Below are 24,178 nucleotides of genomic sequence, written 5' to 3'. Positions count from 1 at the left end.
TTCATGAAAACACCCCATTTTTACGCCGTCATCATCGGCTCTGAAATTCTCAACGCACGACGCATCGACAAACATTTCGCCTTTGTCCGCGACGCCCTCATCGCCCGCGGCCACGTTCTGTACGCATCGCTTACCATCAAAGACGATTCGCGCCTCATCCGTGATACGTTTACGATGGTACGCGACGACCCCGATGCCGTTATGTTCAGCTTCGGCGGGATAGGTTCGACTCCCGACGACCTGACACGCGCCATCGCCGCAGAGGTTTTTGGAGACGGCAAACTCTACCCTCACGAGCGGTTCCGTTCGGACATTATCGAACGTTTCGGGGATGCCGCGTATCCACACCGGATCCATATGGCCGATCTTCCGTGCGGTGCCGGTCTGCTGCACAACGTCGTCAACAACATGTCGGGGTTTTTTCTGGATGAACGCTATTTTTTCATGCCCGGCTTTCCGGAAATGTCCCATCCGATGGTGAATGAAGCCCTGGAGCGCTTTTATCCGCGCTCCGCACCGACTTTCCGTCAAACGCTGATCGCGCAGACGAGTGAAAACACGCTGATCGATGTGATGAAACGTCTCCCCGCGTCGATCGATTTCTCTTCCCTCCCGATGCTCATAGAGGGGAAAGCCAGTGTCGAGATTTCGGTCGCCTCGAGTGACGAAGAAGAGAGCCGCCGCTGTCTTGAACTCTTTACCGATTTCCTCGCAAACCAAAAAATAGATTACGAATTAATCTAAACAATAAACAATAAATTATATTTTTGTTATGCCGATATATGCTTAGAGAGTCCCTGAGCGTCCGAAAAAGGGGGAAAGCATGGGTATATTGGAATATTTGCTCGCTACGTTGAGTTTGATGGCGGTCGTCTATATTTTTTATCGGCACACATTTCTCAAGCGGCCGAAGCATAAACCGCCGCTCAAACCGCATTTTACGCTGAAAATCGAAGGCGATCAGACGTAATGGCGTTCGTAGAGTTTGTTGCGCCCGCTTTCGTGGCGCAAGATTTCCGACTTGAGCTTTTCGAGTCTTTCAAGCCGTTGATCGGTTGTAGGGTGGGTGCGAAACAGGTTCGCGAATGAAAAATTTTTTCCGTCGAAGGGACTGATGATAAACATGTGGGCATTCTCCGGAGTCGCGCCGTGGACTTCCCCCCGCGCATTGTAATTCGAGAGTTTTACGAGCGCGCTCTGGAGCCATTCGGGGTGTCCCGTCAGCCGTGCGGCTCCTTCGTCGGCCATGAACTCGCGCGAGCGGCTGATCGTCATCTGGATCACCGTCGCCGCGATCGGAAGTAAAATTGCCATTACCAGCATGAGGATCGGGTTTCCCCCTCGGTTGTCGCGGCCGCCGAACATGGCGCCAAACTGCAGCATGTTGGCGATAAACGCAACGGCTCCGGCGATCGTCGCCGCGATCGTCGCAACCAGGATATCACGGTGGGCGACATGCGAAAGTTCATGCGCCATCACCCCTTCGATCTCGTCTTCGTTCAGCAGCTCCAACAGCCCCGTCGTGATCGCCACTGCCGCATTTTGCGGATTTCTGCCGGTGGCAAAAGCGTTGGGAATACGGTCATGGATGATATAGACTTTGGGCATCGGCATCTCGGAGCGTTCGACCAGCCGCTCCACGACGCGGTAAAGCATCGGTGCTTCTCTTGGATCCACTTCTTGGGCATGGTAATGCTTGAGAATCATCGTATCGGAAAAATAATAGGCGTAAAAATTCATACCTCCGGCGATCAGCAAGGCAATCAGCATGCCTCCCTGCCCTCCGAGATATCCGCCGACGAATACCAGCAGAACGCTCAGGCTTCCCAGAAGCAAAAAAGTCTTAATCTGTTCCATTCAAGCCTCCTTCCAATAGGGCTAAAATCGATTTTTTATGCATTTTACGGGCAAAATCGAGCGCACTCAGCCCGTGACGGTCACGCGCGCTGACGTCTACGCCCATCTCCAGCAACTTGCGGATGATCTCGGTGCGTCCGTAACACACCGCTCCCATCAACGGGGTAAAGCCGCTGTTACGGGTCGGACGGTTCACGTCGAATCCCTCGCGAATCAGCCGTTCGATCAACCCAATATTGTTGTAGGTGACCGCAACGTCGAAGACGCTCACCCCTTCGTGATCGGTATGAAACAGATCGGCCCCGCTGTCCGCCAGCAGTGCGATGATCTCTTCGTCGCAGTGGTACCGCATCGCAAAACAGATCACCGATTCCCCGTTTTCTTCCTCATCGTTGGGATTGGCGCCGTTTTTGAGATACTGTTTGACCCCGAGATAATTGTTGGCCTTTAAAAGTTCGATCCACTGTTCCATTCGTTTCGCTTTGCATCCGTAAAATTAATCAGCAGTATAACACGCAAGATTCAACTGAAGTCTAGTCTCTTATGCTAAAATTCCCCATTAATTTTGCCAAAAGTGAGACAATATGGAAGTTTTAGAGACAGAAGCGGCATTCAAAGCGTGCGTACAGGAAATTCAAGGCGCACCGGGATACAAAAATCCCCTTGCATTCGGAATTTGCCGCGTCGATTTGGGTCAGCTCGACAGTGACAAAGTCCTTCAGGCGACCTACCCTCATATCAACTGGAACGAAAACTTCGGAAGTGCGGCCATTTTCATCAAAAACGCCCGGGAGCAGGGATTCGAGATCGATTTCAGTGCGGACGAAGTGATCGTCCCCGTAACCCTGAAATTCCTGGAAGGGTGTCTGAACGCGTTTACCCCGTACGCCGACGAGGCTTACGGCGACGCCCATAAAAACATCCAGGTCGTTTCAACCCTGTATTCGCTGGTCAAGGAAAACGGCATGCGCGACGGTGAATTCCGCCTTGTTCTTCTTTTCAACGACGCGGCATGCACCAGCGTAGAGGGGACGTATCTCAAGCTCTATGCCCTTTCGCTGGCAAAAGTTCCGTTGCGCTCGATCAACCTTAACGGTGCATTCGGCGCCCTGCACAACGTTGCATGGTCCGAAGGACAGCCGATCGAACTCGAATGGCTCCGTGCCAACGAAATCGAACTCAAATTCGCCAACGAGTATCCCAAAATCGATTTCGTCGACAAATTTCCCCGTTTCCTGCAGCATATCATCCCGGCCAACAACACCCGTATTCTGGATGATTCAAAAGTTCGTTTCGGCGCACAGCTGCATCCGGGAACAACGATTATGCCGGGAGCCAGTTACGTCAATTTCAACGCCGGTACTACCGGTGTGAGTATGGTTGAGGGGCGCATCTCCAGCTCCGCCGTCGTCGGTGACGGTTCAGACGTCGGAGGCGGCGCGTCGATCCTTGGCGTCCTCAGCGGTACCGACGGCATCCCCGTCACCATCGGCAAAAATACCCTGCTGGGAGCCAACTCGGTTACGGGAATCGCTTTGGGTGACGGGTGTATCGTCGACGCGGGCATTGCGGTACTGGCCGGAACGAAATTTGCGGTCACTCCTGGTGAACTTGCCAAAATCAACGAAGCCAACCCCTCCGCAAAACTGGAAGGCACTTCGTTCAAAGGGAAAGACCTGGTGGGGCTCAACGGCATCCATTACCGTCAGGACTCTACAACGGGCCAACTTCTCATCCGCCGCTCTACCCGTGAAGTCAAACTCAACGCCGAGCTCCACTAACCGCTTTTTGCCGTTTCCCCGTATCGGGGAAATTCTATTCCACATCTAATTTTTTGCCCCTAGAACCGTTTAAGGCGACCGGACTTATACTTTCATTATCTGAATGAAAAGGAGCTTTCCATGATAAGCTCAAACGTTTCGTCCATGATGTCGAATCAGACTTACATGAACAACAACGCGCAAAACGTCGCAAACGTCAATACCGATCAGTATGTACCTCGCGAAACGACGATCAGCGAAACGCAAAACGGCGGGACAAAAGCCAATACGTCTGTCGCAACCGACAACGGAAGCCAGCGGTCACAGACCGATCTGTCCAAAGAACTTACCGATCAGGTCACAATCCAGAACGTAAGCGAAGCCAATGCCCGCTCCATCCGTGCGCAGGATGAGATGAGAGGATCTTTGCTCGATATCAAAGCATAAATCAGAGCGCTTTCTTTTTTTTCGCCCCTTTGCCCTCTTTGGAGAGAGTAATGGGTACTTGAGTAAAAATGTTCATACTGGAGGCGCGGCTGAGCAGTCGGTTCTCCGGATCGAATTCTTCCAGTTCACTTCCCAGGTCTAACGTACTGATAACCGCTTTGCCGACGACTCGGCGCCCTTTGTTCCCTGATTTGTCGATCGTCCGGATACCCCATACGTTGTGCATCATCAACACATTATCCTGATACGTTCCGACATAAAGGAGGACATGTCCCTTGAGATAGACGATCGTCTCAAAAGGGATCCCTTTTGTTTTGATGAGCGAAAGTTTTTCGTCGTTCGAAAGCCCTTCGAAGGAAATAACTTCCCCTCTGCGCGCCTGCGAAGCGGAATTCCGGGGGAGCCAGATCCCAAAGGGGGTATACATGTCACGGATCATCGACGAGCAGTCTCTTTCTCCGAACATCCCTCCCCATCCGTAAGTGTTTTTAAGCATCTGTTCCCCCAACCGGGCCAGATCGGCTTTGTTGATTTTCGAAATACCGATTCGAGCGGCAGGCTTGGGGATTGAGAGCGATTTGAACGACCCGCTCGAGTCGTATGCCATCGCGTAATATTCGTTTTGCTGTTCTTTTTCGAGCGGCAGTACCATGCCGATCCGGGAATAGGCGACAAACCGGTTCATACTGTCATAGAGAGGGACGTTATCTTCCATTATGAAGAGTTTTTCCTGTTTACGCATGGTCTCTGCCGCGGCATCGTCGATCGCGGCCACACCTTCGGATTTAACCCATCCCGATGCACTGTTGGTAAAAACATAGGTCCAGGCACCGTCAATCGAAGTGTGCGAGATGTAGAGCGGTTCGTGATAGTTGACACTGCTGTTTTGGAGCATGTCGAACGGATACCCTTCGCCCGGTTGCGAAGGGTTGCGATAGAGCGGTTTGTCGGTCGGAAGCGCCCGGAGATCCAGCCATTTTAGTGCGATTCCCTTGCGGTTGAGTGAGCCGTAGGCGGCAAAATCGGCCTGCATTTCGATCTCTTTGAACCAAGAAGGCGGAAGCGGGCGCAAATTGCTGCCGTATCCTCCGCGAAACGCGCGTAAAGGCCAGGAAGCTTCCTGCGCACTCGCCGGAGGGGCACTGTAGGTCCATGGGGAATAATAGGCTTTTTCGAATCCTTTTTGAATCTCGAAAAAATCTTCCCGGTCGATCCCGTTTTGTTCGACGTAAGGGAGAATCGATTGTTCAAACCGCTCCAGGTCGTTGATTTTGGGGCCGAGTTGGGGAAGCGTCACGTCAAGTTCCTGCGGAAGCGTACAACAATACGGAGTATCCACAGGGGCGGGAGGAAGTTCGGTCTTGGCCTTGGGCAGAGGCTTTTCGGGGACCGATTCAGGAGCGACGGTGTGGGTACTGCACCCTCCGAGTACGAAAATCATACCGCCGATCCAGAATGTCGATTTCATCGTCTCTCCGCTTTATTCCACCCCTCCGAAACGCCCGACGACTCTGCCGATGATTTCGACTTCGTCACGGCGGGCGACGTAGGTGGGATAGTCTTTATTATCCGAAATAATATCGAGTTTTCCATCAAGACGAACTTGTATCCTTTTGATAAAAAGGCCGTGTTCGGTACGAATCGTAAAGATACCGCCCCGGCTGACGTCGGTTTTGGAACGGTTGATGAACACGATATCGTTATAACTGAAAGAGGGCTCCATCGAATCGCCCGTTACGTTGATCGCTTCGATATGACGCAGCTCCCCTTCTCCGCCGAGCGACATAACGAAATTTTCTTCCAGCATGAGCGGCTCGAAATCGAGTTCGTCGTTTTCGGCTCCCCCGCCGGCCGAAGCGTTGACCGAAGAAAAATAACGGACCATATAAAAACGGTTCGTCGGTTCGATCAGGCTTTCGGGGGACTGGTTGTAGAGAAGCCAGTTGATCGCGATCGAACGTTTGGCGCAGAAATCGAGCAGCTCGTTAAATGGGATCTTGTTGCGCTTTTTCATGGTCGCAAAGTTCATCTGCGAAATCTCGAGCAACTCGGCGATGTCTTTGTCAAAAACCTTTTTATCGGGAAATTCGGAAGAGACGATGTCTTTGATCGTTTCGACGATTTCATTAAACGTTTTCATGACGATATCCTTTTATCGTAATTGATACGATATTCTAGGAATTATGCCATCTTTTTTTAAATAATATGACAAAATGAAATATTTTAAAAGCGATATTTTTCTTTTTTATACTATTTTGCTATATAAATCCGATTTAAAGGAACTTTCATGGCACAGGTTATTCGTAAAGCAAGCGGCTGGATGGATCGTTTCGAAATGCAGATGGGGATCTGGGCGGAAAAGCTTTTTTAAAACGGAGTGAAGTTCAATCGCTCCCCTCGCCCTCTTCGCCCCCTTGCGATTTTTCGTTTTGTTCGTCTCGCTCAAGACGTGAAAGATGGTAGCCCCGAAAAATGTAGATCAAGAAAAGGACGAACAAAGTCACCATAAGGGTGTCGAGGATTTGCATCATTACATCAGCTCCGTGTACGCGTCAAAATTCTGTTTGATCGCTTCGTATAATATGATACCCGAACTGATCGCCAGGTTCAGGCTTCTCCCCTCTTTCGCCATCGGAATGGTCAGGGTCTGTTCCCGAAAAGATTCCAGCATCTCAGACGGCAGCCCCGAAGTTTCGCTTCCGAATATCAAATAATCTCCCGGCAGGAACTGGATGTCGAAATAAGGGCGATCGGTTTTCGTCGTCGCGAGGAAAAACCGATCGCGCTCGGGATGCGCTTCCAAAAATTCATCGAGCGATTCCCAGACTTTGAGATCAAGTTTGTGCCAGTAATCCATCCCGGCCCGGCGAAGTGCCTTTTCACTGATATCGAATCCCAGCGGTTTGACGAGATGGAGGGTTGAAGCGGTGTTGACGCACAGGCGTCCAATGGCGCCCGTGTTGTTGGGGATCTGCGGGGTAACAAGGACGATATTGAACATTTAGAAAATAATCGTTTTGTTGGCGTGGACGAAAATACGGTCTTCAAGTGCCAGTTTCAGCGCGCGGGAGAGAACGATTTTCTCGACATCCCGACCGGCACGCTGCATCTCTTCCCAACCGTAGGCATGGTTGACGTGAATGACATCCTGCGCGATAATAGGCCCTTCATCGAGATTGTTGTTGACGAAATGGGCCGTGGCCCCGATGATTTTAACCCCGCGTTCGTACGCCTGTTTGTAAGGATTCGCACCGATAAACGCAGGCAGAAATGAGTGGTGGATGTTAATGATCTTGTCTTCGTACGCCTCGACGAAACGGGGGGTCAGGATCCGCATGTATTTGGCCAATACGATGTAATCGATGTCGCCGAATGCCGCGAGCTGCGAGAGTACACGCCGTTCGTGTTCGTCTCGGTCGCACCCTTCATGCGAAACGGTATAAAACGGTATGCCGAATTTGGAGACGAGCGGTTCGAGCAGATCGTAATTGGAAACAACCCCGACGATCCGGGCGTCCAGTTCTCCAGCTTCGTATCGGATGAGAATATCCCCAAGGGCATGGGATTCTTTGGTCGCCATCAAAACGATCCGTTTTTTACGCGGAGCGATGACGTCGACGTGTGCGTGCGAAGGGAGCGCCGAAGCCAGCTCGTTTTGAAGCGCGACCGGATCGATTTCCCCGGCGACGACGCTGCGCATGAAAAATTTGTTTTGGGCTTTGTCGACGAATTCGTTATTGGAAATAATGTTCAGTTGGCGATGGAAAAAGATGCTCGAAACTTTATAAACCAGCCCTTTTTCGTCATTGCAGTGGATTAATACGCGGTATTGCTGATTCATGGATGCTGTCCTCTGGGCAGAAAATTAGGGTTGTTTGAGATTGTCCAAACGGTTGTCGATGGTGGCGAGAAGATATTCGAGAAAATTGAGCGTCAGATCCACTTTGGCCTCGATCTGTACGTTGTTCGGCGACTGGAACCCCTCGAAAAGAACCAGGAGCCGTTCACGGATCCCTTCGAGCCAGCGGGCTTCGTCTTCGCGCGGAGAAGATGCCGCGGCGATAACCGATGGCTCCGGTGCTGAAACCGTTTTGGCGGGTGTGGCGGGCGTTGCCTCTTCTTTGTACGGTTCGACTGCTTCTTCGGGCGTTTCCGGAACTCCGGAGAGCTCTTCGATCTCGGCTAATGTGGAGAGTATGACGTCTTTTAGTTCCATGCTTTGAGCAGCCACCTTTCAAACTGGATAAATTCGGCCTCTTCGTCCATCTGGACGAAAAAAGATTTCATTTCGCCGTTGACCCCGAGAAATTTCTTGCGCATCCCCGAAAGGCGGCGTATCGCGATTTTCGCGTCGGAATTGCCGGGATCTTTTTTTAAAATCTCTTTGTAAATTTCAAGGGCATCTTCTTTGAGCCCCTGAAGCTCGTAAATGTTCGCGAGCGTCAGCGTTTGCATTTGGCCGCAAAATTCGCGATGATGGAACCCATCTCGCTGGTAGAGCAGATCTCTTTGGCGTCAAAACCTGCCAGGTCTTTCGTACGATAGCCCTGCGCAAGTGCCTGTTTGATACCGTAATCGATACGGTCGGCCGCGGCGTTTTCATTCAATGCGTAACGCAGCATCATCGCGGCACTCGCGATCGTCGCGATCGGGTTGGCTATCCCCTGCCCCGCAATATCGGGAGCCGAGCCGTGGATCGGTTCGTAGACCCCGATTTTTGCCCCCACCGAAGCCGAAGGGAGCAAGCCGATGGAGCCGGAAAGCATGCTCGCTTCGTCGCTGAGAATGTCCCCGAAAATATTGCCCGTCAAAATGACGTCGAACTGTCTAGGATCGCGGATCAGCTGCATCGCGGCATTATCGACGTACATGTGGGAAAGTTCGACTTCGGGATACTCTTTGGCAACCTCTTCGACCACCTCGCGCCAGAGCTGGCTGACGTCAAGGACGTTGGCTTTATCCACCGAACAAACTTTTTTGGAGCGTTCCATCGCGATTTTGAACGCGACGTGGGCGATCCGCTCGATTTCGGGACGGGTATACACCATCGTATTCCATCCCCGGTTTTCGTCACGCCCTTTGGGTTCGCCGAAATAGATCCCCCCGATCAGTTCGCGGACGACCATCAAATCGACCCCTTTCACGATCTCGGGTTTGAGGGAACTGGCATTGACCAGTTCGTCGTACACAGTGGCGGGACGGAGGTTGGCAAACACGCCCAGCTCTTTACGGAAGCGTAGAAGGCCGCTTTCGGGGCGTTTTTCACGGGGAAGGCTATCCCATTTCTGTCCTCCGATGGCCCCGAACAAGACGGCATCACTGGAGAGTGAGACATCGATCGTCTCCTGTGGAAGCGGATCGCCCGTCACGTCGTAGGCGCATCCCCCCATCAGTACTTCGCGATAGTTGAACTCGATGTTTTCGCATACGGCGACGGCATCTAGGACTTTAACCGCTTCGTCGATAATTTCGGGACCGATTCCGTCCCCTTTGATAAGCGCGATATTGTATGACTTCATTGATTATTTCTCCTGGGCGGCAATTTCGGCTTCGGCGTAGTTCATCAGCCCTCCGGCGGCAATGAGTTCCTGCATGAACGGCGGAATGGGGATGAAATTATAAACTTTTCCGGTTGTCCGGTTGGTAATCGTTCCAGCGTCCATATCGATGGTCACCGATTCGCCTTCTTTGATTTCCATGCTTTCGGGTAGTTCGAAAATCGGAAGTCCCATATTAAAGGCGTTGCGGTAAAAAATACGGGCGAATGTCGGAGCGATGACGGCGGCGACACCGGCTGCTTTGAGCGCTATTGGGGCATGCTCGCGCGACGATCCGCATCCGAAATTTTCATCGGCGACGATAATATCACCCGGCGTCATTTTGGTAACGAACGCCGGATCGGCGTCTTCCATCACGTGCTTGGCCAGTTCTTTGGGATCCGATGTATTGAGATAGCGGGCGGCGATAATAAGGTCGGTATCGATGTCTTTACCGAAATTCCAAACTTTCCCTTCAATTTTTTGCATTGAAAATCCTGTACTAAATATCGTAAAAATTTGGAGGGATTATAACTTATCTGACTTTAAAGATGCCTCTTTTCGTTTTTTTTCCCGCATCAGCGGGCCGGAATGAAGCGGATCGAGGTGTAATTGACGCAATGACGGGTGTCTTTGGGCGTCATCCGTTCCCCGATAAAAACATGTCCAAGGTGGCCGCCGCATGCGGCACATACGATTTCGGTCCGGCGGCCGTCGGCATCGGGGACCCGCTTCACCGCGCCGGGGATCTCGTCATCAAAGCTTGGCCAGCCGCAGTGCGAGTCGAATTTATCGTCGGTACGATAGAGCGGTGCGTCGCATCGGCGGCACACATAGGTACCCTTTCCTTCTTCAAGGAAACGGCGGTAATTCTCTCCGAAGGGGCGTTCGGTCCCTTTACGAAGGATGACATATTCTTCCTCAGGGGTAAGCGGATTGTAGTTCATGGACGGTTTCAGCCTTATGGTCGGTTCGGATGCGGCTGCGACGGCAAAAAGCAACAGCGCGATGCAGGATGGTACACTCTGTTTCATGGCAAATCCATTGCGATTTTGATCTAGAAGCATTCTACAAGTTTTTTGTAAATTGAGGAGGCCGAAACGGAGTTCATAAACTCCGCCAAGGGAGAGGAAAAAATTAATAGTTTTTAATATTAACGTTTGAGGCTGTTGGTCGTCGCCAGCATCTCGTCACTGGTCGTGATCACTTTGGAGTTCGCGTCGTACGCCCGCTGTCCGGTAATCAGGTCGGTCAGCTCCACAACCAGCTGCACGTTCGAAAGCTCGACGAATCCCTGGCGGATCGTTCCCAGCCCCTCTTCGCCCGGCGTCCCCTCAATCGGCTGACCCGAACTGTCCGTTTCGACGAAAAGGTTGTCCCCCATCGCATGCAATCCCGCCGGATTGATAAAATTCGTCAACGAAATCTGCCCCACCTGAGTCGCCTGTGCCTGCCCCGACTGGGTTACGCTGACGATACCGTCGACCCCGATACTGATGTTCGTCGCATCTTCGGGAACGACGATCTCGGGGACCAGGCGGTATCCGTCGGAATTGACGATCGTACCGTTCTCATCAAGCTTGAAGGATCCGTTACGGGTATAAACTTCCGTTCCGTTGGGAAGTTCAAGCTTGAAAAAACCTTTTCCGGCGATCGCGACATCAAGAGTATTGTCGGTCTGTTTCAGGCTCCCCTCGCTGAAAATTTTGTTGATGGCGGTCGGCCGGACCCCAAGGCCCACTTCGATCCCCGTCGGTGATTTGGTCGTATCGCTGGTGGACGTTCCGGCGTAGGTCATGACTTTGTACATCAGATCGGCAAATTCGGCTCGCGATTTTTTATATCCCATCGTATTGACGTTGGCAATGTTGTTGGCCGTCGTATCGATCTGGGTCTGCATCGCGAGCATCCCCGTTGAGCTGGTATAGAGTGATTGCATCATGATTCAAATCTCCTTGGGTTATCGGCGTGTCGCGCCGAGTTTTTCGATGGCGTCGCGGTTGAGGTCGTTCATCTGCGAATCCATCGCTTTTTGATACATTCCGACCAAACGGTTGGCTTCGACGAGCGCGATCATCTCATTGACCGCATTGACGTTACTTTTTTCGACAAATCCCTGCATGACGCTGCCGCTGTCGTTAAGCGGGTTTAAGGGATCGGCCGCATCGGGGATGTAGAGGTTCTCTCCCTCTTTGTTCAGCATCCGGATATTCTGCGGCTCGGCAATGAGAAGCCGCTTGGCGGGAATCATTTCGGTCGTTCCGGCGATATTGGCCGCGATCTGGCCATTTTTGTCGATCGTCACGACCGAACTTTGGGGGTTGATCGTAATCGGGGTCTTGTCCGCGGCGAGGACTTCGAACCCCTGTTTGGTCAGGAGTTTACCCTCTTCGTTAAGGGTAAACGTACCGTTACGCGTCAAACGTATCCCCTGCGGAGTGTTGACCGCAAAGAACTGCCCTTCCTTGCCCAGTGCGAGGTCGAACGTGTTTTCGGTACGCTGCATCGCACCCAGCGAAAAATCGGTATAGGCATCGGTGATCTGCGGAACACGGCTCATCGAACGGTTGAAATACTGTGCCGCTTCCATTGTATGGTTTGGGATCGGCAGTTCGTCTTGGGCTTCCTTGAGCAGTCGGACGAAATCGCCCGTAATCAGCTGATCGCGTTTGTATCCCGCCGTATTGACGTTGGCCAGGTTGTTGGCGATCGTATCCATGCGGTTGAACTGAGCCACCATCCCGCCGGTCGCCGCGTAATATCCGGTCTGCATTCTCGTACGTCCTTGGTCGATTTGACGACATGAAGCAACTGCCGTTCCACTTTTTGTTTGCACCGTTTTATCCCAATATGTTAAGGATGGTTTATAAAAATTTGGGTATAATCCAAATCTTTTTAAACGACAAGGGAGCCCTCCTCGTATGAGCGTCAAAGATTTAAACAAGCATATCGAAACCCTCTTTTCCGAACACAAATCCAAAAACTGTCTGACATACGAAGCGATTGTCGAACCTTTCGACAAACAGCCTACCCTCGCGCAGGCCAAAACGGTTTTAAAACTCGCCCAAAAACATAAAATCTGCCTGTTCACCTCTTCCGAACACGCCAAAATGCTCAACCAGCAAGAAGCCGCCGCAAAACGTGCCGCGCAGCTCAAGTACATCGAAGAAGCCAGCGGGGACGAATTCGACATCCTCAAGCAGCATGAACTGCTCGAATGGTCGCGTTCGGATTCTCCCGTGCGGATGTATCTGCGCGAAATGGGGCAGATTCCCCTTTTAACCAAAGACGAAGAGATCGAAATCTCCAAACGGATGGAGATGGGGGAAGGGATCATCATCGATGCGATCTGCTCGGTTCCCTACCTGATCGATTTCATTCTCGACTACAAAGACCCCCTGATCAACCGCGAACGCCGGGTCAAAGAACTCTTCAAAAGTTTTGAGGAAGACGGCGAGGACGACGATGACAGCGAAAGCGACGACGAAAACGACGAAGAAGAAGCGAGTGAAAAAGCCCCTTCGGCCAAAGACAAAAAACGGGTCGAAAAAGTCGTTACGTCATTTAAAGCACTCGAAAAAGCGAAAAAAGAGTGGGTAAAAGCGACCGAAAAAGTGCTCGACGAATGCCCGGTCGAAGAGATGGACCCCGAATACGTCCTCCACTTCCTCAACGTCAGCTTCAAGAAAAAAAGCCTTAAAGAAGCCCTGCTCGATCTGGGGCCCACCTCCAAACTCATCAACGAACTGGTCCGCTCGATGGAGACGGCGCTCCGCAGCGACGAGGGGTTTGAACGCGAACTCAAACGACTGGAGTACAAACTCCCCCTCTTCAACGATCAGCTCAAGAAAAACCACCAGGCGATTCTGGCGAAAATCTGCGACCTCTCCAAGGAGGATATCGCGGCGAAAGTTCCCGAAGCGACCATGGTCAGCACCTACATGGAGATCAAAAAACTGATCCAGACCAAAGAGGCTTCCAAGGGGGGCTTCAACATGGAGCCCGAAAAGCTGGCCGACATCCTCGAGCAGATCAAGCGGGGTAAAAGCATCTCCGAAACGGCCAAAACGCGAATGGCCAAGTCGAATCTCCGTCTGGTCGTCTCGATCGCCAAGCGCTACACCAACCGCGGACTCCCGTTCCTCGACCTGATCCAGGAAGGAAACATCGGTCTCATGAAAGCGGTCGACAAGTTCGAATACCAGAAAGGGTACAAATTCTCGACCTACGCAACATGGTGGATCCGCCAGGCAATCAGCCGCGCGATTGCCGACCAGGCGCGCACGATCCGTATCCCGATCCACATGATCGAAACAATCAACCGGATCAACAAAATCATGCGTAAGCACCTGCAAGAACACGGCAAAGAGCCCGATGTCGAAACCATCGCTGAAGAAGTGGGTCTGTCGGTCGAGAAAGTCAAAAACGTCATCAAAATCACCAAAGAGCCGATTTCGCTCGAAGCGCCTATCGGTAATGAGGAAGACGGACGTTTCGGGGACTTCATCGAAGATAAAATGTCGATTTCCCCTTCCGACGCGATCCTCAAAGACGACCTCAAAGTGCAAATCGAAAGCGTCCTCGAACAGCTTAATGAGCGTGAAAAAGCGGTCATCAAAATGCGTTTCGGGATTATGGACGACGAAAGCGACCGCACCCTCGAAGAGATCGGTAAAGAACTCAACGTCACCCGTGAACGGGTTCGCCAGATCGAGTCGAGCGCGATCAAAAAGCTCAAACACCCCAAAGTGGGCCGTAAACTGAAAAACTACATCGAGGATTAATGACGTTCGATCAGCAATGGATTGAATTCGACTTCAACCCGTTTATTTTATTCAACGCCGGCGGAAAAATTGTCTCACTCAACACGGAGGCACAATACCTCCTCGGGGCGGTGGAAGCTTCGGCACTGTATAAAATCGCGACAACCTATGCCAGTTCCTCATTCGGTTTCAAAACGACCTTCCTCGAACTCGAATTCGGTCGGTTCAAATTTTTCGGCATCACCGTCGGATATGAGGACGAAGAGCAGATCGGAATCCGCCTCTACCAACTCCCCTCTTTCCAGTTTACGAAACAAAAACCCGAAGGGCAGCTTGTCAACGTCTACACGCTGATCGACCTGTGCATCAGTTCCAACTCCATCGGCAGCCAGACGCGCTTTATCAAGGAAGTGGATCCGACTATTCCCGAAATACGGCTCCAGACCGAACTTTTCATCAAGCTTCTGAACAAAATTTACATGGCTATGGCCGGGAACGAGAAAATAACGACGCGCCTGTTTTTCCGCGTCGGCGAACACATCAAATTCGAAGGGGAAAAATATTCTCTCTTTTCGATCGAAATCTCCGCCGATACGGTCGCCCGAAAATACCTTTCGGACATTGCCCATCTCGCCGAAGAGAACAATCTTTTCACCGACATCAAAGAGCAGCGTATTACGATCAACGTTCCGATGATCGTGAAGTAACCGTTACCTCTTCAAAGATTTTTTCCCCTTTTTCCCGCATCAACTTCACCGCGACGTCGACTACGTCGGGATCATAGAGGATGCCCCGATGACGCGTAATCTCTTCAAGCGCTTTTTCGATCCCCAATGACGGCCGATACGGCCGGTGGGAACTCATCGCTTCGACGACGTCGGCGACCGCGACGATGCGCGCTTCGATCCGGATCTCTTCCCCTTTAAGCCCATCAGGGTATCCCGATCCGTCAAAACGTTCGTGGTGCTGACGGATCGTCTCGTCGATCGGCCAGGGGAAGTCGATGCCCGTGACGATGTCGCTGCCGTTAACCGGATGAGTCTTGATCAGCGAGTATTCCAGTTCGGTTAACGGCCGCGGCATCACCAGCAGTTCTACGGGGATGGCCAGCTTGCCGATGTCGTGGATCAAGGCACTGAGGCGGACCGAGGTGAGCTGTTCATCCGAAAGCCCCATGGCGCTGCCGATCGATTCGGCGAAAATCGAAACACGGTGCTGATGGCCGTTTGTATAGGGATCGCGTTGTTCGATCGCGCGCGACAACGCTCCGACGATCTGGGTAAGGGCTTTGATTGTTGCGTTTTTGGCTTTGGCCAGCTGAACGTCCTGAAAACGGCTATAGGTGGCTTTGAGGGTTTGGGCGATGAGCTGCTCGGTATCAATCGGTTTTTTGACGTAGCCGTCGACCCCGAGTTCAATCGCTTTGATAAAATAGTCGGTGTCGGTAAACGCGGTGACGATGACGATCGGCATTCCATCACGGAGGCTTCGAATCCGTTCGGCCATAGTGAGCCCGTCCATCACCGGCATTTTGATGTCCGTGATAACGATATCGTAGACGTTTTTCTGGAAAAGTTCGAGTCCCTCCTCGCCATTTTTGGCTTCGTCGACGCGCGCGAAACGGCGGCGCAGAAAGCGGCTCACCTCTTCGCGGACCATATCTTCGTCTTCGACGTACAGTACCGTCAGGGTTTTGAGAAACGAATTCATTCACCATCCTTTTGTGTTTTCATCTGTGCATTCTGCGGTATCCGGATCGTGAACTCGGCCCCATCGTGCGTATTGGCCGCGGTGATCGTACCCCCGTGGTTGTGTTCGACGATCATCCGTGCCATGTAAAGCCCGATCCCGCTGCCCGATTCCTTGGTCGTAAAATACGGATCGAAGATTTTGGAGAGGATCGTTTCATCGATCCCTCCGGCATTGTCGGAGATCTCGATGCGGACCCCTCCGTTTTCGGCAAATGCCCGGATGACGATTTTCCCGTTTCTTGTTTTGCGTTCTTTGACCGCGTCTTTGGCGTTCGTCAGAAGATTGAGAATCACCTGAGAAAGCTGGTTGGGATAACCGTACCCCGGCAACGGACGTTCGTATTCTTTGATGATGTCGATGTTGTTGTTTTTCAGCGCAGCGTCGATGACGACCAGCGATTCTTCGATGATATCGACCGTATCGAACGCTTTTGCCTCTTTGTCGGAGCGGAAAAAATTGCGGAAATCATCGATCGTCTGCGACATCTGGTTAAGAATTTTGCGTGATTTCGCTACGGCATTCGAAAGCGATTCTTCGCTCAGTTCATTGTATTTGTAATCGTCTTGAATATTCGCCAGAATCACCGCGAGTGTGTTGAGCGGCTGACGCCACTGGTGGGCGATATTGTGAATCATTTCACCCATCGACGCCAGACGCGACTGCTGAATCAGCAGGAGGTCTTTCTGACGGCTTTTAGCCACTTCATCACGTACTTTCGCCTCGAGGGTTTCGTTCAGTTCCATCACGGTCTTTTTCGCGTTTTCCGACTCGACGAGGGCGTTTTGGAGCAATTTTTCATTCCGTACAATACGGCTGAAAGCAAGCCAGATTCCCAGGATTCCCAAAACACCGATCAGAAGATGCCAGAGAGCGAGACTCATCTTTTGCTCGTCCGCTACTTCCTGAAAAGGTTCAAATGGTATCGAGAAACTGACGCCGCCCCGTATATCGCCGACCTTGTATCCCTGATGGCCATGACATTTCAAGCACCCCTCTTTGGCTACCATGGGACGCATGTACCGCATGTTGAGCGTACCGTTGATTTCGGAGAGTCCCCAAACTTCTTCTTCTCCTTTCTCAAAAGCTTTCAGCGCCTCAATTTCCCATGCGTCCGGTTTATTTTCGGGACGTATCGGATTGAGTGAGGTAATATGTTCCGTCGGCGCTCCGGGCAAAATGGTTATTTCATGAACCTGCCGGATCATGTATGCGGGATTGATCAGCGTAAGAGATTTTCCGCCGGTCGTGTTGACATCACGATCGGGAATATGGGACAGATAAGGATTGGGCGGATATTTTTCAGTAGGCACGGCATACACTCCGCCCTTATCGGTTACCCACTGGCGATAAGCCTGATCTTTAGTCCAGCTTGCACGCCCTTCAGCAACGGCCATCTGCTGCGCCGTATTATCGATTTGCATAAAATTAAACCATACCGAACCCGCGACAATCGCGATCCAGGCGGACGACAATGACCATTTCAATGTGGGAGTGAGCATCTTTTTCGCATCCTCTCCGCACCGCAGTGCGATTAAGGATTAATTATAATACTTTTGTAAAGTTTTTACAAGTTTTCACGGGGGATAAAAAGTTCTTTGGCGATCAGATAGCCCACCGGTATTCCCGCCGCAAGCCCGGCGAGATACGCCGTTATGTTGAGTGCGCCGTTGTTTTCGAGCGCCATGAACCCCAGGACGAGAAATGCGTAGGGGACCAGACGATACGCCGAAACCCAGGCTGAAGCGTTTTGGGTCGTGTTTTTGACGATATTGGCACGCTGACGCGCTTTTTCTTCTTTGATCATCTCTTTGATATCGGTAACTTCCGCTTCGCGTTCTTCTTCGTAGAGGTCGTAAGGGTCGTCCATCATATCGATCGCGTCTTTGTTGTCTTCGGGGTCGACGTCGGCTACGCGGCGATGGATCATATTGCGGTACGAATAGAGCGATCCCATCACGATCAGGATCGTCGTCGTCATCGCAACGGCAAAATTGGCATAGACCGCCGGCGAATATGCGGCCAGCGTCGCCGCTCCGATCTGGGAAACCGCGAAAACGGCCAGAGGCTTTTTAATCCTCGTCGTCATCGTCGTCCTTGCGCTCTTTACCCATGTTGTAACGCGGATCGCGGGCAAGTTTTTCGAATTCTTTGTACTGCTTGCTGTACGCTTTGAAAACATTCAAAAACGCCGCGGCAATACCGATCCCGACGCCCACCCACAGCAGCCATGAGATGCCGGTGATTTTTTTCAGCCCCAGGCCGATGGCTACCCCGATCAGGACGGCAACCACCATCGAAATTCCCAGAGAAAGGGTTTCGGCACCTTCGATGATCGGTTTGAGGCGCGGTTTGTGTTCTTCGTTTTCCATTATATCTCTCCGAAAATTTTATCGGCGGCAGCTATCGTCTCTTCGATCATGGCATCGGTGATCGCGGTCGCGATGAATCCCGTCTCGAACTGCGAACAGGCGAAATAGAACCCACTCTCGAGCATCGCGGCGTGAAAACGGGCAAAACGTGCCGTATCGCTTTTCAGCGCATCGGTAAAATTGGCTACATTGGCCTCGTTAAAGAAAAAGCCGAACATCGAGCCGCGAACGTCGGTCTGAAGCGCAATGCCGTGTTTGGCCGCCGCATCGGCAAAGCCCCTCATCAGCCGTTGCGCGCGTTCTTCAAGGACGGAAAAAACGCGGGCGTTGTTTTTGAGCTTTCGGATCGAGGCCAACCCCGCCGCCATCGCTACGGGATTCCCGCTGAGCGTTCCCGCCTGGTAAACGCCCCCTTCGGGTGAAAGATGTGCCATGACGTCGCGGCGTCCGCCGAATGCGCCGACGGGCATACCCCCTCCGATCACTTTACCCAGCGTAACGAGATCAGGACGGGTGCCGGTAATGCTCTCCGCCCCGTGCAGACAGGCACGGAAGCCGCTCATCACTTCGTCAAAAATCAGAAGCGTTCCGTGTTCGTTGCAAAGGGTGCGAAGCTCGGCGAGGAACTCCTTGGTCGCGGGAACGAGCCCCATGTTTCCGGCAATCGGCTCGATGATGACGCAGGCGATGCCGGGGCTCTCTTTAAAGCACCGGCGAACACTGTCGATGTTGTTGTATTCGGCCAGGAGGGTATGCTTTGTGAAATCGGCCGGAACGCCCGGCGAACTCGGCGTTCCGAACGTCACCGCGCCCGACCCCGCCTGAACGAGAAGCGCATCGCTATGCCCGTGATAGCATCCGGAGAATTTGACGATATCGTCGCGCCCGGTGAAGCCGCGGGCAAGACGGATCGCGCTCATGACGGCTTCGGTGCCGCTGCTGACAAAGCGGATTTTTTCGATCGAGTCGTAGATCGAAATGATCAGTTCGGCCAGTTCACTCTCAGCCTCCGTCGGAGCCCCGAAGCTCAGGCCGTGCTTGACCGCTTCGATGACGGCGTTTTCGATGCTTTCGTCACGATGGCCGAAAATCAGCGGTCCCCAGCTCTGGACGTAATCGACGTAGCGGTTGTTGTCGACGTCGACCAGGTAGGCCCCCTCCCCGCTCGCGATGAAACGGGGAATGCCGCCGACGCTTTTGAACGCGCGTACGGGAGAATTGACGCCGCCGGGAATCAGGTTTTGTGCTTTTTCAAATGCGGAAATAGAGTGTTCGATGCTCATACGGTAATCCTGCAGAAATTGTTTTGGCGTGATTATACCGTAACGGGTTGTTCAAACCCCCGCCGATACGATAAAATAACGAAAAAAATCAAGGTTTTTTATGCAATTTCACGTCGACGCCACCTGCGGCAACGCCCGTGCATGCACGCTCACCACGGCCCATTCCACGATTCAAACGCCGATTTTCATGCCCGTGGGAACCGTCGGAAGCGTCAAAGCGCTCGATATGGCGGACATGACCGATATCCTGGGAACCCAGATCATCCTCGCCAACACCTACCATATGTACCTACGCCCGGGGGATGAAACGGTCAAACAGCTCGGCGGGCTGCACGGTTACACCACCTATCCCAACAGCTTTCTGACCGACAGCGGCGGTTTTCAGGCGTTCAGTCTCAGCGACATTTCGAAACCTACCGAAAGCGGGATTGAATTTCGCAGCCACATCGACGGCAGCAAGCACTTTTTTACCCCCGAAAAAGTAATCGACATCCAAAACAACCTAAACAGCGACATCATGATGATTCTCGATGATCTCGTCGCACTCCCCGCGACGCAGGAACGGATCCTGACATCGATCCAGCGGACGACCCAGTGGGCACGCCAGTCGATCGAATACCACCGCCACAACCAGTCCAAGGGGATCGGAACGAACCAGAACATTTTCGCCATCATCCAGGGGGGAACCGATTTGGATTTCCGTACCCGTTCCGCCGAGGAACTCTGCGCAATGGATTTCGACGGGTTCGCGATCGGGGGACTCTCGGTCGGTGAAGCGAACCAGCTGATGTACGACACGGTCGAACACACCGCACCGCTCATGCCCGCCGACAAGCCCCGCTACCTGATGGGTGTCGGGACGCCCGAAGACCTCGTCGAAAACATCGAGCGCGGCGTCGACATGTTCGACTGCGTCATGCCGACCCGGAATGCCCGCAACGGCACCCTTTTCACGACGTTCGGAAAAGTCAACATCAAAGGCGCGGCCTACAAGTTCGATTCGGATCCCATCGATCCCGCATGCGACTGCTACACCTGCCGTCGCTACAGCCGTGCCTACCTGCACCACCTCTTCCGCTCACGGGAAATTACCTTTTTCCGCCTTGCCTCTTTGCACAACCTGCATTATTATCTGAGCCTGGTGCGCCAGGCGCGCGAAGCGATTCTTTCCGGTACGTTCAGCGCATTCAAAAAGGAGTTCTATGCACGCAGACAATCTTAAACTCGGTGTCAACATCGATCACATCGCGGTGCTGCGCGAAGCCCGCAAAATCAACGATCCCGATCCTCTGATGGCACTGGGCATCTGCGCCCAGAACGGCGCGGACCAGATCACGATCCACCTGCGCGAAGACCGCCGCCACATTCACGACGAAGACGCGCGCCGCATCATCGCCGCTTCGCCGCTGCCGGTCAATCTGGAATGTTCGATCGACCCCGAAATCATCCGTATCGTCACGCAGCTGCGTCCGCACCGTGCGACTCTCGTTCCCGAAAAACGGGAAGAAGTGACGACAGAGGGAGGGCTGGACGTCATCGGGAAATACGATATGATATTAAATGCTATCAATACGTTGCGCGAAGCGCAGATCGAAGTTTCCCTATTTGTCGATCCGACGCACGCCGCCATCGAAGCTTCCGAACGCCTGGGGACCGAATGGGTGGAGCTCCATACCGGAAGCTATGCAAACATCTATGCTATGCGCTACAGCGCCCTTCCCCATTCGCACCATGCCATTTCCGAGCTGCACCTCTCGCGCAAAGAGCTCGACAACCGTCTCGAAAAAGCGTACAGCGATATTGTCGATGCGGCCAATGCGGCCCGTTCGGCGGGGATGAAAGTCGCCGCCGGGCACGGACTGAATTACCATAACGTCTCCGCCATCGTCTCGATCGAGACGATCGAAGAACTCAATATCGGCCAAAGCATCGTTGCGCGTTCGGTATTCACAGGCCTTGCTTCGGCCGTCAAAGAAATGAAAGCGCTATGCCGCCGCTGAAAACCCTGGCAATCAGCGTCGGTGACCTGAACGGCGTCGGTTTTGAAATCATCCTCAAAGCGCATGCGCAGATTCAAACGCTGTGCCGTCCTCTGTACAGCATTGACCGGGTGATGGCCGAACGCGCTGCGGCATTGCTGGGGAAACATCTCCCCCATGATTTCGAATGCTGCGGAGTCGGGGGCGATTTCGAGATCCGCCCCGGTTGCGTGGACGCGTCAAGCGGACGGTATAGCTACGATTCGTTCGCATCGGCCGTCGAACTGGCCAAATCCGGCGTAGCCGACGCCCTCGTCACCCTTCCGATTCACAAAGAAGCATGGATGAGGGCCGGAATAGCTTACAAGGGGCATACCGACGCCTTGAGGGATTTTTTCTCGCAGGATGCTATAATGATGCTCGGATGCGACCGGCTTTATGTGGCCCTTTTTACGGAGCACATACCGTTGCGTGACGTCGCCGGCCGTCTTGAAACGGCGAGTTTGGCGGCTTTTCTGATCCGTTTTTACCGCAGCACCAAAGCCCGTAAAGCCGGGGTTCTTGGCCTTAACCCCCACGCCGGCGACCACGGGGTGTTAGGGGATGAAGAGCGCTTTATCGAAGCAGCGATCGAGGAGGCCAACCGCCGGATCGGGCATGAGGTATTCGAAGGCCCGATCGTGCCCGATATCGCTTTTACCCCACGGTCCCGTGAACGTTACGGCTTTATCGTCGCCATGTATCACGATCAGGGGCTCGGGCCGCTCAAAGCCCTGTATTTTGACGAAAGCATCAACGTCTCGCTGGGGCTGCCGATCGTCCGTACCTCCGTCGATCATGGGACGGCTTTCGACATCGCCTATCAAAACCGTGCCTCGGTCACAAGTTATCTCAATGCGATCAAGGCAGCGATCACTCAGCAAAGGTATCAGGAAAACGAATGAAACACCGGATCGTCGCCGACATCGCCGCTTTGCTGGATGAAATGCTCCCGCGCGATCTATATGCCCACGATTTTACCGACGAGCACTATCGAGCGCTCCTGAAAAAACTCGGGATTGACGAGAGCATAGAGCAATTCAACGACAAAAAAGCGGCAATCCGCAAAGGGATCGTTGAGCATTTCGCCCGTACTTTCCAGCACGTGGACGTCGAGCTGACGCCACACACCTTCATTCTCAAAAAACAATACGCCGATCCTTCCCTCCCCGAGTCATTCGACCGTCTGGCCCATCGCAGCAACCTGCGCATCATCGACGTGTTCCGGCACAAATCGCGGTTTCTCCCCGTTCCGTACCTGTTATCGATTCCCGAGGAAATACGACAGGAGATCATGCAAGAATACCTGGACAAGAACGTTCCGATCGATACGGCCCGGGCGATCATCCGGCGCCAGATCACCTCCGTCTTCGACCTGTACGACCGGGATATCATTTTTTTTCTGCGGGGACGCATCTCGGTACGCTATTTCACCCCTCCCAAAAAACTCGCCGACGGAGCGGACAAACGCTTTGCCGGAGAGTCGGTCGAAGATATGGAGATGCTCTACAAGACCACCTTTCCACAGGGGGCATGGAAAGAGATCGAACCGATTCTCGGAGAAGCGATCTCGGAAAAACTGAATTTCTCGGTGATCGACAACGCGACGTTTACGCGCAACTTCATCCCCGTTTTCCGTTCCATGATCGAAATTCTCCTGCTGGAGATTCTCCCTTCCGAACACCGCGGAAAAATCGAAGGCTTCACCGGCTACGTCCTGCGTCAGCATTTTCACCCAATTCTACTGCATACGGCGAAAGTACTCCTCGAATTTGTCGAAAACCGGGACAAAAACGCCGAACAGTTCATCAAATATTTTTCCGAAGAGGTGGTCATCGACGCCAGCGGCAAAAAAATCCAGAAATACGCGATCGTCGACAGCAAGCAGCAGCGGTGGAATTACACTTCCATCCTCTCGATCATGATGCAGTACAAGCAGGCAAAATTAAAGCTGGCGGCCCAGAAGGAGGCGATCACCGCCGCCCAGGAGCGAATTACCGAATGCGAAGCCGAAATTACGGTGGAGCGGAACCAGCGTTACACCGTGATGGACCGTATCGCCGAACTCGAATCGATCATTGCCGACGGCGATTCGCGGATTATGCAGCTCAAAAACAAACTCGCCGACGGAACTTCTTCCGCCAAAACCGACATCGCGCGCCTCAATTCACAGCAAGACGAACTGCAAAAACGTAAAAAGAACGAAACGTCCCATCTCGAACTCGCCAACAGCAAACTTGCCAACAAAATGAACGAGCTGACGCGCCGTCAGAAAAAACTGGCAGACGAAAAGAAAGTTTTTCAAAGTATCCTCGAGCAGACCGCCAAACTGCGCGAAACATACGAGATGCTCGCCGAAGCCCTGTCCGTGGTGCTGGCGAAGCGCTGATCC

Annotated in this window: 29 protein-coding genes; 10 read left to right on the top strand and 19 right to left on the bottom strand. The window is 52.8% G+C overall.

What is annotated here, in order from left to right:
• Window positions 1-3: 3 nt before the first annotated feature.
• The gene (locus AB1763_08540) at window positions 4-744 is read left to right on the top strand and encodes a molybdopterin-binding protein (protein ID MEW5832871.1); all 741 of its coding nucleotides are present in this window, start codon (window positions 4-6) and stop codon (window positions 742-744) included.
• A 79-nt stretch (window positions 745-823) separates the two neighbouring features.
• Entirely contained in the window at window positions 824-970 is a 147-nt protein-coding gene (locus AB1763_08535; protein MEW5832870.1) for a hypothetical protein, read from the top strand.
• Here the strand turns inward: AB1763_08535 and htpX are convergent.
• Window positions 961-1,857, bottom strand: a complete 897-nt coding sequence (gene htpX / locus AB1763_08530) for a zinc metalloprotease HtpX (protein MEW5832869.1) — start codon at window positions 1,855-1,857, stop codon at window positions 961-963. The two genes, AB1763_08535 and htpX, sit on opposite strands and share 10 nt — an antisense overlap.
• Window positions 1,844-2,329, bottom strand: coding sequence for an ankyrin repeat domain-containing protein (locus tag AB1763_08525; protein MEW5832868.1), 486 nt, complete (start codon window positions 2,327-2,329; stop codon window positions 1,844-1,846). Before AB1763_08525 ends, htpX begins: the two co-directional genes overlap by 14 nt.
• 112 nt (window positions 2,330-2,441) lie before the next feature.
• Between AB1763_08525 and AB1763_08520 the strand changes: the two genes are divergently transcribed.
• Both AB1763_08520 and AB1763_08515 read left to right on the top strand, forming a co-directional pair.
• The gene (locus AB1763_08520) at window positions 2,442-3,638 is read left to right on the top strand and encodes a tetrahydrodipicolinate N-succinyltransferase N-terminal domain-containing protein (protein ID MEW5832867.1); all 1,197 of its coding nucleotides are present in this window, start codon (window positions 2,442-2,444) and stop codon (window positions 3,636-3,638) included.
• Window positions 3,639-3,758: 120 nt separating this feature from the next.
• Entirely contained in the window at window positions 3,759-4,064 is a 306-nt protein-coding gene (locus AB1763_08515) for a hypothetical protein (GenBank protein ID MEW5832866.1), read from the top strand.
• A gap of 1 nt (window position 4,065) precedes the next feature.
• Here the strand turns inward: AB1763_08515 and AB1763_08510 are convergent, their stop codons facing one another.
• From AB1763_08510 to AB1763_08455, 12 genes are all read right to left on the bottom strand, one after another.
• Window positions 4,066-5,532 carry an SH3 domain-containing protein gene (locus AB1763_08510; protein ID MEW5832865.1) on the bottom strand — a complete coding sequence of 489 codons (1,467 nt, stop codon included), beginning with the start codon at window positions 5,530-5,532 and terminating at the stop codon, window positions 4,066-4,068.
• Window positions 5,533-5,544: 12 nt separating this feature from the next.
• A complete protein-coding gene (locus tag AB1763_08505) occupies window positions 5,545-6,204 on the bottom strand; it encodes a LexA family transcriptional regulator (GenBank protein ID MEW5832864.1) in 660 nt (219 codons plus the stop codon).
• Between the two features lie 244 nt (window positions 6,205-6,448).
• On the bottom strand, window positions 6,449-6,595 hold the full coding sequence (locus AB1763_08500) for a hypothetical protein (protein MEW5832863.1): 147 nt from the start codon (window positions 6,593-6,595) through the stop codon (window positions 6,449-6,451).
• Window positions 6,595-7,065, bottom strand: a complete 471-nt coding sequence (locus tag AB1763_08495) for a tRNA (cytidine(34)-2'-O)-methyltransferase (GenBank protein ID MEW5832862.1) — start codon at window positions 7,063-7,065, stop codon at window positions 6,595-6,597. The genes AB1763_08500 and AB1763_08495 overlap by 1 nt, the downstream gene beginning before the upstream one ends.
• Complete coding sequence (gene purU, locus AB1763_08490) at window positions 7,066-7,905, bottom strand: formyltetrahydrofolate deformylase (protein ID MEW5832861.1); 840 nt, start codon at window positions 7,903-7,905, stop codon at window positions 7,066-7,068. It lies immediately after the preceding gene.
• A 24-nt stretch (window positions 7,906-7,929) separates the two neighbouring features.
• Window positions 7,930-8,280 carry a hypothetical protein gene (locus AB1763_08485; GenBank protein ID MEW5832860.1) on the bottom strand — a complete coding sequence of 117 codons (351 nt, stop codon included), beginning with the start codon at window positions 8,278-8,280 and terminating at the stop codon, window positions 7,930-7,932.
• Window positions 8,271-8,519 carry a tetratricopeptide repeat protein gene (locus AB1763_08480; GenBank protein MEW5832859.1) on the bottom strand — a complete coding sequence of 83 codons (249 nt, stop codon included), beginning with the start codon at window positions 8,517-8,519 and terminating at the stop codon, window positions 8,271-8,273. Before AB1763_08480 ends, AB1763_08485 begins: the two co-directional genes overlap by 10 nt.
• Window positions 8,507-9,583 carry a 3-isopropylmalate dehydrogenase gene (gene leuB, locus AB1763_08475; protein ID MEW5832858.1) on the bottom strand — a complete coding sequence of 359 codons (1,077 nt, stop codon included), beginning with the start codon at window positions 9,581-9,583 and terminating at the stop codon, window positions 8,507-8,509. The genes AB1763_08480 and leuB overlap by 13 nt, the downstream gene beginning before the upstream one ends.
• Before the next feature lie 3 nt (window positions 9,584-9,586).
• On the bottom strand, window positions 9,587-10,090 hold the full coding sequence (locus AB1763_08470) for a 3-isopropylmalate dehydratase small subunit (protein MEW5832857.1): 504 nt from the start codon (window positions 10,088-10,090) through the stop codon (window positions 9,587-9,589).
• An 89-nt stretch (window positions 10,091-10,179) separates the two neighbouring features.
• Window positions 10,180-10,548, bottom strand: coding sequence for a methionine-R-sulfoxide reductase (locus tag AB1763_08465; GenBank protein MEW5832856.1), 369 nt, complete (start codon window positions 10,546-10,548; stop codon window positions 10,180-10,182).
• 206 nt (window positions 10,549-10,754) lie between these two features.
• Window positions 10,755-11,543 carry a flagellar basal-body rod protein FlgG gene (gene flgG, locus AB1763_08460; protein ID MEW5832855.1) on the bottom strand — a complete coding sequence of 263 codons (789 nt, stop codon included), beginning with the start codon at window positions 11,541-11,543 and terminating at the stop codon, window positions 10,755-10,757.
• 18 nt (window positions 11,544-11,561) lie between these two features.
• Window positions 11,562-12,374: a flagellar hook-basal body protein gene (locus AB1763_08455; protein ID MEW5832854.1), complete on the bottom strand. Its 813-nt coding sequence runs from the start codon at window positions 12,372-12,374 to the stop codon at window positions 11,562-11,564.
• 148 nt (window positions 12,375-12,522) lie between these two features.
• On the opposite strand from AB1763_08455, the gene rpoD reads away from it, so the two are divergent.
• Window positions 12,523-14,385, top strand: coding sequence for an RNA polymerase sigma factor RpoD (gene rpoD / locus AB1763_08450; GenBank protein ID MEW5832853.1), 1,863 nt, complete (start codon window positions 12,523-12,525; stop codon window positions 14,383-14,385).
• Window positions 14,385-15,071 (top strand): hypothetical protein, encoded by a 687-nt coding sequence (locus AB1763_08445; GenBank protein MEW5832852.1) that lies wholly within the window; start codon window positions 14,385-14,387, stop codon window positions 15,069-15,071. The genes rpoD and AB1763_08445 overlap by 1 nt, the downstream gene beginning before the upstream one ends.
• Here AB1763_08445 and AB1763_08440 read toward each other — a convergent pair.
• The 5 genes from AB1763_08440 to hemL form a co-directional block, all read right to left on the bottom strand.
• The gene (locus tag AB1763_08440; protein ID MEW5832851.1) at window positions 15,046-16,074 is read right to left on the bottom strand and encodes an HD domain-containing phosphohydrolase; all 1,029 of its coding nucleotides are present in this window, start codon (window positions 16,072-16,074) and stop codon (window positions 15,046-15,048) included. The genes AB1763_08445 and AB1763_08440 overlap by 26 nt on opposite strands.
• Entirely contained in the window at window positions 16,071-17,537 is a 1,467-nt protein-coding gene (locus AB1763_08435) for an ATP-binding protein (GenBank protein MEW5832850.1), read from the bottom strand. Before AB1763_08435 ends, AB1763_08440 begins: the two co-directional genes overlap by 4 nt.
• Window positions 17,538-17,680: 143 nt before the next feature.
• The gene (locus AB1763_08430) at window positions 17,681-18,202 is read right to left on the bottom strand and encodes a hypothetical protein (protein MEW5832849.1); all 522 of its coding nucleotides are present in this window, start codon (window positions 18,200-18,202) and stop codon (window positions 17,681-17,683) included.
• Window positions 18,186-18,485, bottom strand: coding sequence for an AtpZ/AtpI family protein (locus AB1763_08425; protein MEW5832848.1), 300 nt, complete (start codon window positions 18,483-18,485; stop codon window positions 18,186-18,188). Before AB1763_08425 ends, AB1763_08430 begins: the two co-directional genes overlap by 17 nt.
• On the bottom strand, window positions 18,485-19,768 hold the full coding sequence (hemL, locus tag AB1763_08420; GenBank protein ID MEW5832847.1) for a glutamate-1-semialdehyde 2,1-aminomutase: 1,284 nt from the start codon (window positions 19,766-19,768) through the stop codon (window positions 18,485-18,487). Before hemL ends, AB1763_08425 begins: the two co-directional genes overlap by 1 nt.
• A gap of 100 nt (window positions 19,769-19,868) precedes the next feature.
• Between hemL and tgt the strand changes: the two genes are divergently transcribed.
• Genes tgt through AB1763_08400 form a run of 4 tightly spaced genes read left to right on the top strand, consistent with a single transcriptional unit; the run spans window position 19,869 to window position 24,175 of the window.
• Complete coding sequence (gene tgt / locus AB1763_08415) at window positions 19,869-20,990, top strand: tRNA guanosine(34) transglycosylase Tgt (protein MEW5832846.1); 1,122 nt, start codon at window positions 19,869-19,871, stop codon at window positions 20,988-20,990.
• Window positions 20,971-21,768 (top strand): pyridoxine 5'-phosphate synthase, encoded by a 798-nt coding sequence (locus AB1763_08410; GenBank protein ID MEW5832845.1) that lies wholly within the window; start codon window positions 20,971-20,973, stop codon window positions 21,766-21,768. Before tgt ends, AB1763_08410 begins: the two co-directional genes overlap by 20 nt.
• A complete protein-coding gene (gene pdxA, locus AB1763_08405) occupies window positions 21,756-22,691 on the top strand; it encodes a 4-hydroxythreonine-4-phosphate dehydrogenase (protein ID MEW5832844.1) in 936 nt (311 codons plus the stop codon). The genes AB1763_08410 and pdxA overlap by 13 nt, the downstream gene beginning before the upstream one ends.
• Window positions 22,688-24,175, top strand: a complete 1,488-nt coding sequence (locus AB1763_08400; GenBank protein MEW5832843.1) for a hypothetical protein — start codon at window positions 22,688-22,690, stop codon at window positions 24,173-24,175. The genes pdxA and AB1763_08400 overlap by 4 nt, the downstream gene beginning before the upstream one ends.
• The last annotated feature ends 3 nt before the right edge of the window (window positions 24,176-24,178 follow it).

Source organism: Campylobacterota bacterium, assembly GCA_040752835.1.
Classification (GTDB): domain Bacteria; phylum Campylobacterota; class Campylobacteria; order Campylobacterales; family Sulfurimonadaceae; genus Sulfuricurvum.
The sequence above is the reverse complement of the archived record's forward strand: the minus strand, read 5'-3'. Positions and strand labels throughout refer to the sequence as shown.

Excerpts from the sequence above, each read along its gene's own strand:
- AB1763_08540 (MEW5832871.1), top strand. The coding sequence starts at position 4 with ATGAAAACACCCCATTTTTACGCCGTCATCATCGGCTCTGAAATTCTC.
- AB1763_08535 (MEW5832870.1), top strand. The coding sequence starts at position 824 with ATGGGTATATTGGAATATTTGCTCGCTACGTTGAGTTTGATGGCGGTC.
- htpX (MEW5832869.1), bottom strand. The coding sequence starts at position 1,857 with ATGGAACAGATTAAGACTTTTTTGCTTCTGGGAAGCCTGAGCGTTCTG.
- AB1763_08525 (MEW5832868.1), bottom strand. The coding sequence starts at position 2,329 with ATGGAACAGTGGATCGAACTTTTAAAGGCCAACAATTATCTCGGGGTC.
- AB1763_08520 (MEW5832867.1), top strand. The coding sequence starts at position 2,442 with ATGGAAGTTTTAGAGACAGAAGCGGCATTCAAAGCGTGCGTACAGGAA.
- AB1763_08515 (MEW5832866.1), top strand. The coding sequence starts at position 3,759 with ATGATAAGCTCAAACGTTTCGTCCATGATGTCGAATCAGACTTACATG.
- AB1763_08510 (MEW5832865.1), bottom strand. The coding sequence starts at position 5,532 with ATGAAATCGACATTCTGGATCGGCGGTATGATTTTCGTACTCGGAGGG.
- AB1763_08505 (MEW5832864.1), bottom strand. The coding sequence starts at position 6,204 with ATGAAAACGTTTAATGAAATCGTCGAAACGATCAAAGACATCGTCTCT.
- AB1763_08500 (MEW5832863.1), bottom strand. The coding sequence starts at position 6,595 with ATGATGCAAATCCTCGACACCCTTATGGTGACTTTGTTCGTCCTTTTC.
- AB1763_08495 (MEW5832862.1), bottom strand. The coding sequence starts at position 7,065 with ATGTTCAATATCGTCCTTGTTACCCCGCAGATCCCCAACAACACGGGC.
- purU (MEW5832861.1), bottom strand. The coding sequence starts at position 7,905 with ATGAATCAGCAATACCGCGTATTAATCCACTGCAATGACGAAAAAGGG.
- AB1763_08485 (MEW5832860.1), bottom strand. The coding sequence starts at position 8,280 with ATGGAACTAAAAGACGTCATACTCTCCACATTAGCCGAGATCGAAGAG.
- AB1763_08480 (MEW5832859.1), bottom strand. The coding sequence starts at position 8,519 with ATGCAAACGCTGACGCTCGCGAACATTTACGAGCTTCAGGGGCTCAAA.
- leuB (MEW5832858.1), bottom strand. The coding sequence starts at position 9,583 with ATGAAGTCATACAATATCGCGCTTATCAAAGGGGACGGAATCGGTCCC.
- AB1763_08470 (MEW5832857.1), bottom strand. The coding sequence starts at position 10,090 with ATGCAAAAAATTGAAGGGAAAGTTTGGAATTTCGGTAAAGACATCGAT.
- AB1763_08465 (MEW5832856.1), bottom strand. The coding sequence starts at position 10,548 with ATGAACTACAATCCGCTTACCCCTGAGGAAGAATATGTCATCCTTCGT.
- flgG (MEW5832855.1), bottom strand. The coding sequence starts at position 11,543 with ATGATGCAATCACTCTATACCAGCTCAACGGGGATGCTCGCGATGCAG.
- AB1763_08455 (MEW5832854.1), bottom strand. The coding sequence starts at position 12,374 with ATGCAGACCGGATATTACGCGGCGACCGGCGGGATGGTGGCTCAGTTC.
- rpoD (MEW5832853.1), top strand. The coding sequence starts at position 12,523 with ATGAGCGTCAAAGATTTAAACAAGCATATCGAAACCCTCTTTTCCGAA.
- AB1763_08445 (MEW5832852.1), top strand. The coding sequence starts at position 14,385 with ATGACGTTCGATCAGCAATGGATTGAATTCGACTTCAACCCGTTTATT.
- AB1763_08440 (MEW5832851.1), bottom strand. The coding sequence starts at position 16,074 with ATGAATTCGTTTCTCAAAACCCTGACGGTACTGTACGTCGAAGACGAA.
- AB1763_08435 (MEW5832850.1), bottom strand. The coding sequence starts at position 17,537 with ATGCAAATCGATAATACGGCGCAGCAGATGGCCGTTGCTGAAGGGCGT.
- AB1763_08430 (MEW5832849.1), bottom strand. The coding sequence starts at position 18,202 with ATGACGACGAGGATTAAAAAGCCTCTGGCCGTTTTCGCGGTTTCCCAG.
- AB1763_08425 (MEW5832848.1), bottom strand. The coding sequence starts at position 18,485 with ATGGAAAACGAAGAACACAAACCGCGCCTCAAACCGATCATCGAAGGT.
- hemL (MEW5832847.1), bottom strand. The coding sequence starts at position 19,768 with ATGAGCATCGAACACTCTATTTCCGCATTTGAAAAAGCACAAAACCTG.
- tgt (MEW5832846.1), top strand. The coding sequence starts at position 19,869 with ATGCAATTTCACGTCGACGCCACCTGCGGCAACGCCCGTGCATGCACG.
- AB1763_08410 (MEW5832845.1), top strand. The coding sequence starts at position 20,971 with ATGCACGCAGACAATCTTAAACTCGGTGTCAACATCGATCACATCGCG.
- pdxA (MEW5832844.1), top strand. The coding sequence starts at position 21,756 with ATGCCGCCGCTGAAAACCCTGGCAATCAGCGTCGGTGACCTGAACGGC.
- AB1763_08400 (MEW5832843.1), top strand. The coding sequence starts at position 22,688 with ATGAAACACCGGATCGTCGCCGACATCGCCGCTTTGCTGGATGAAATG.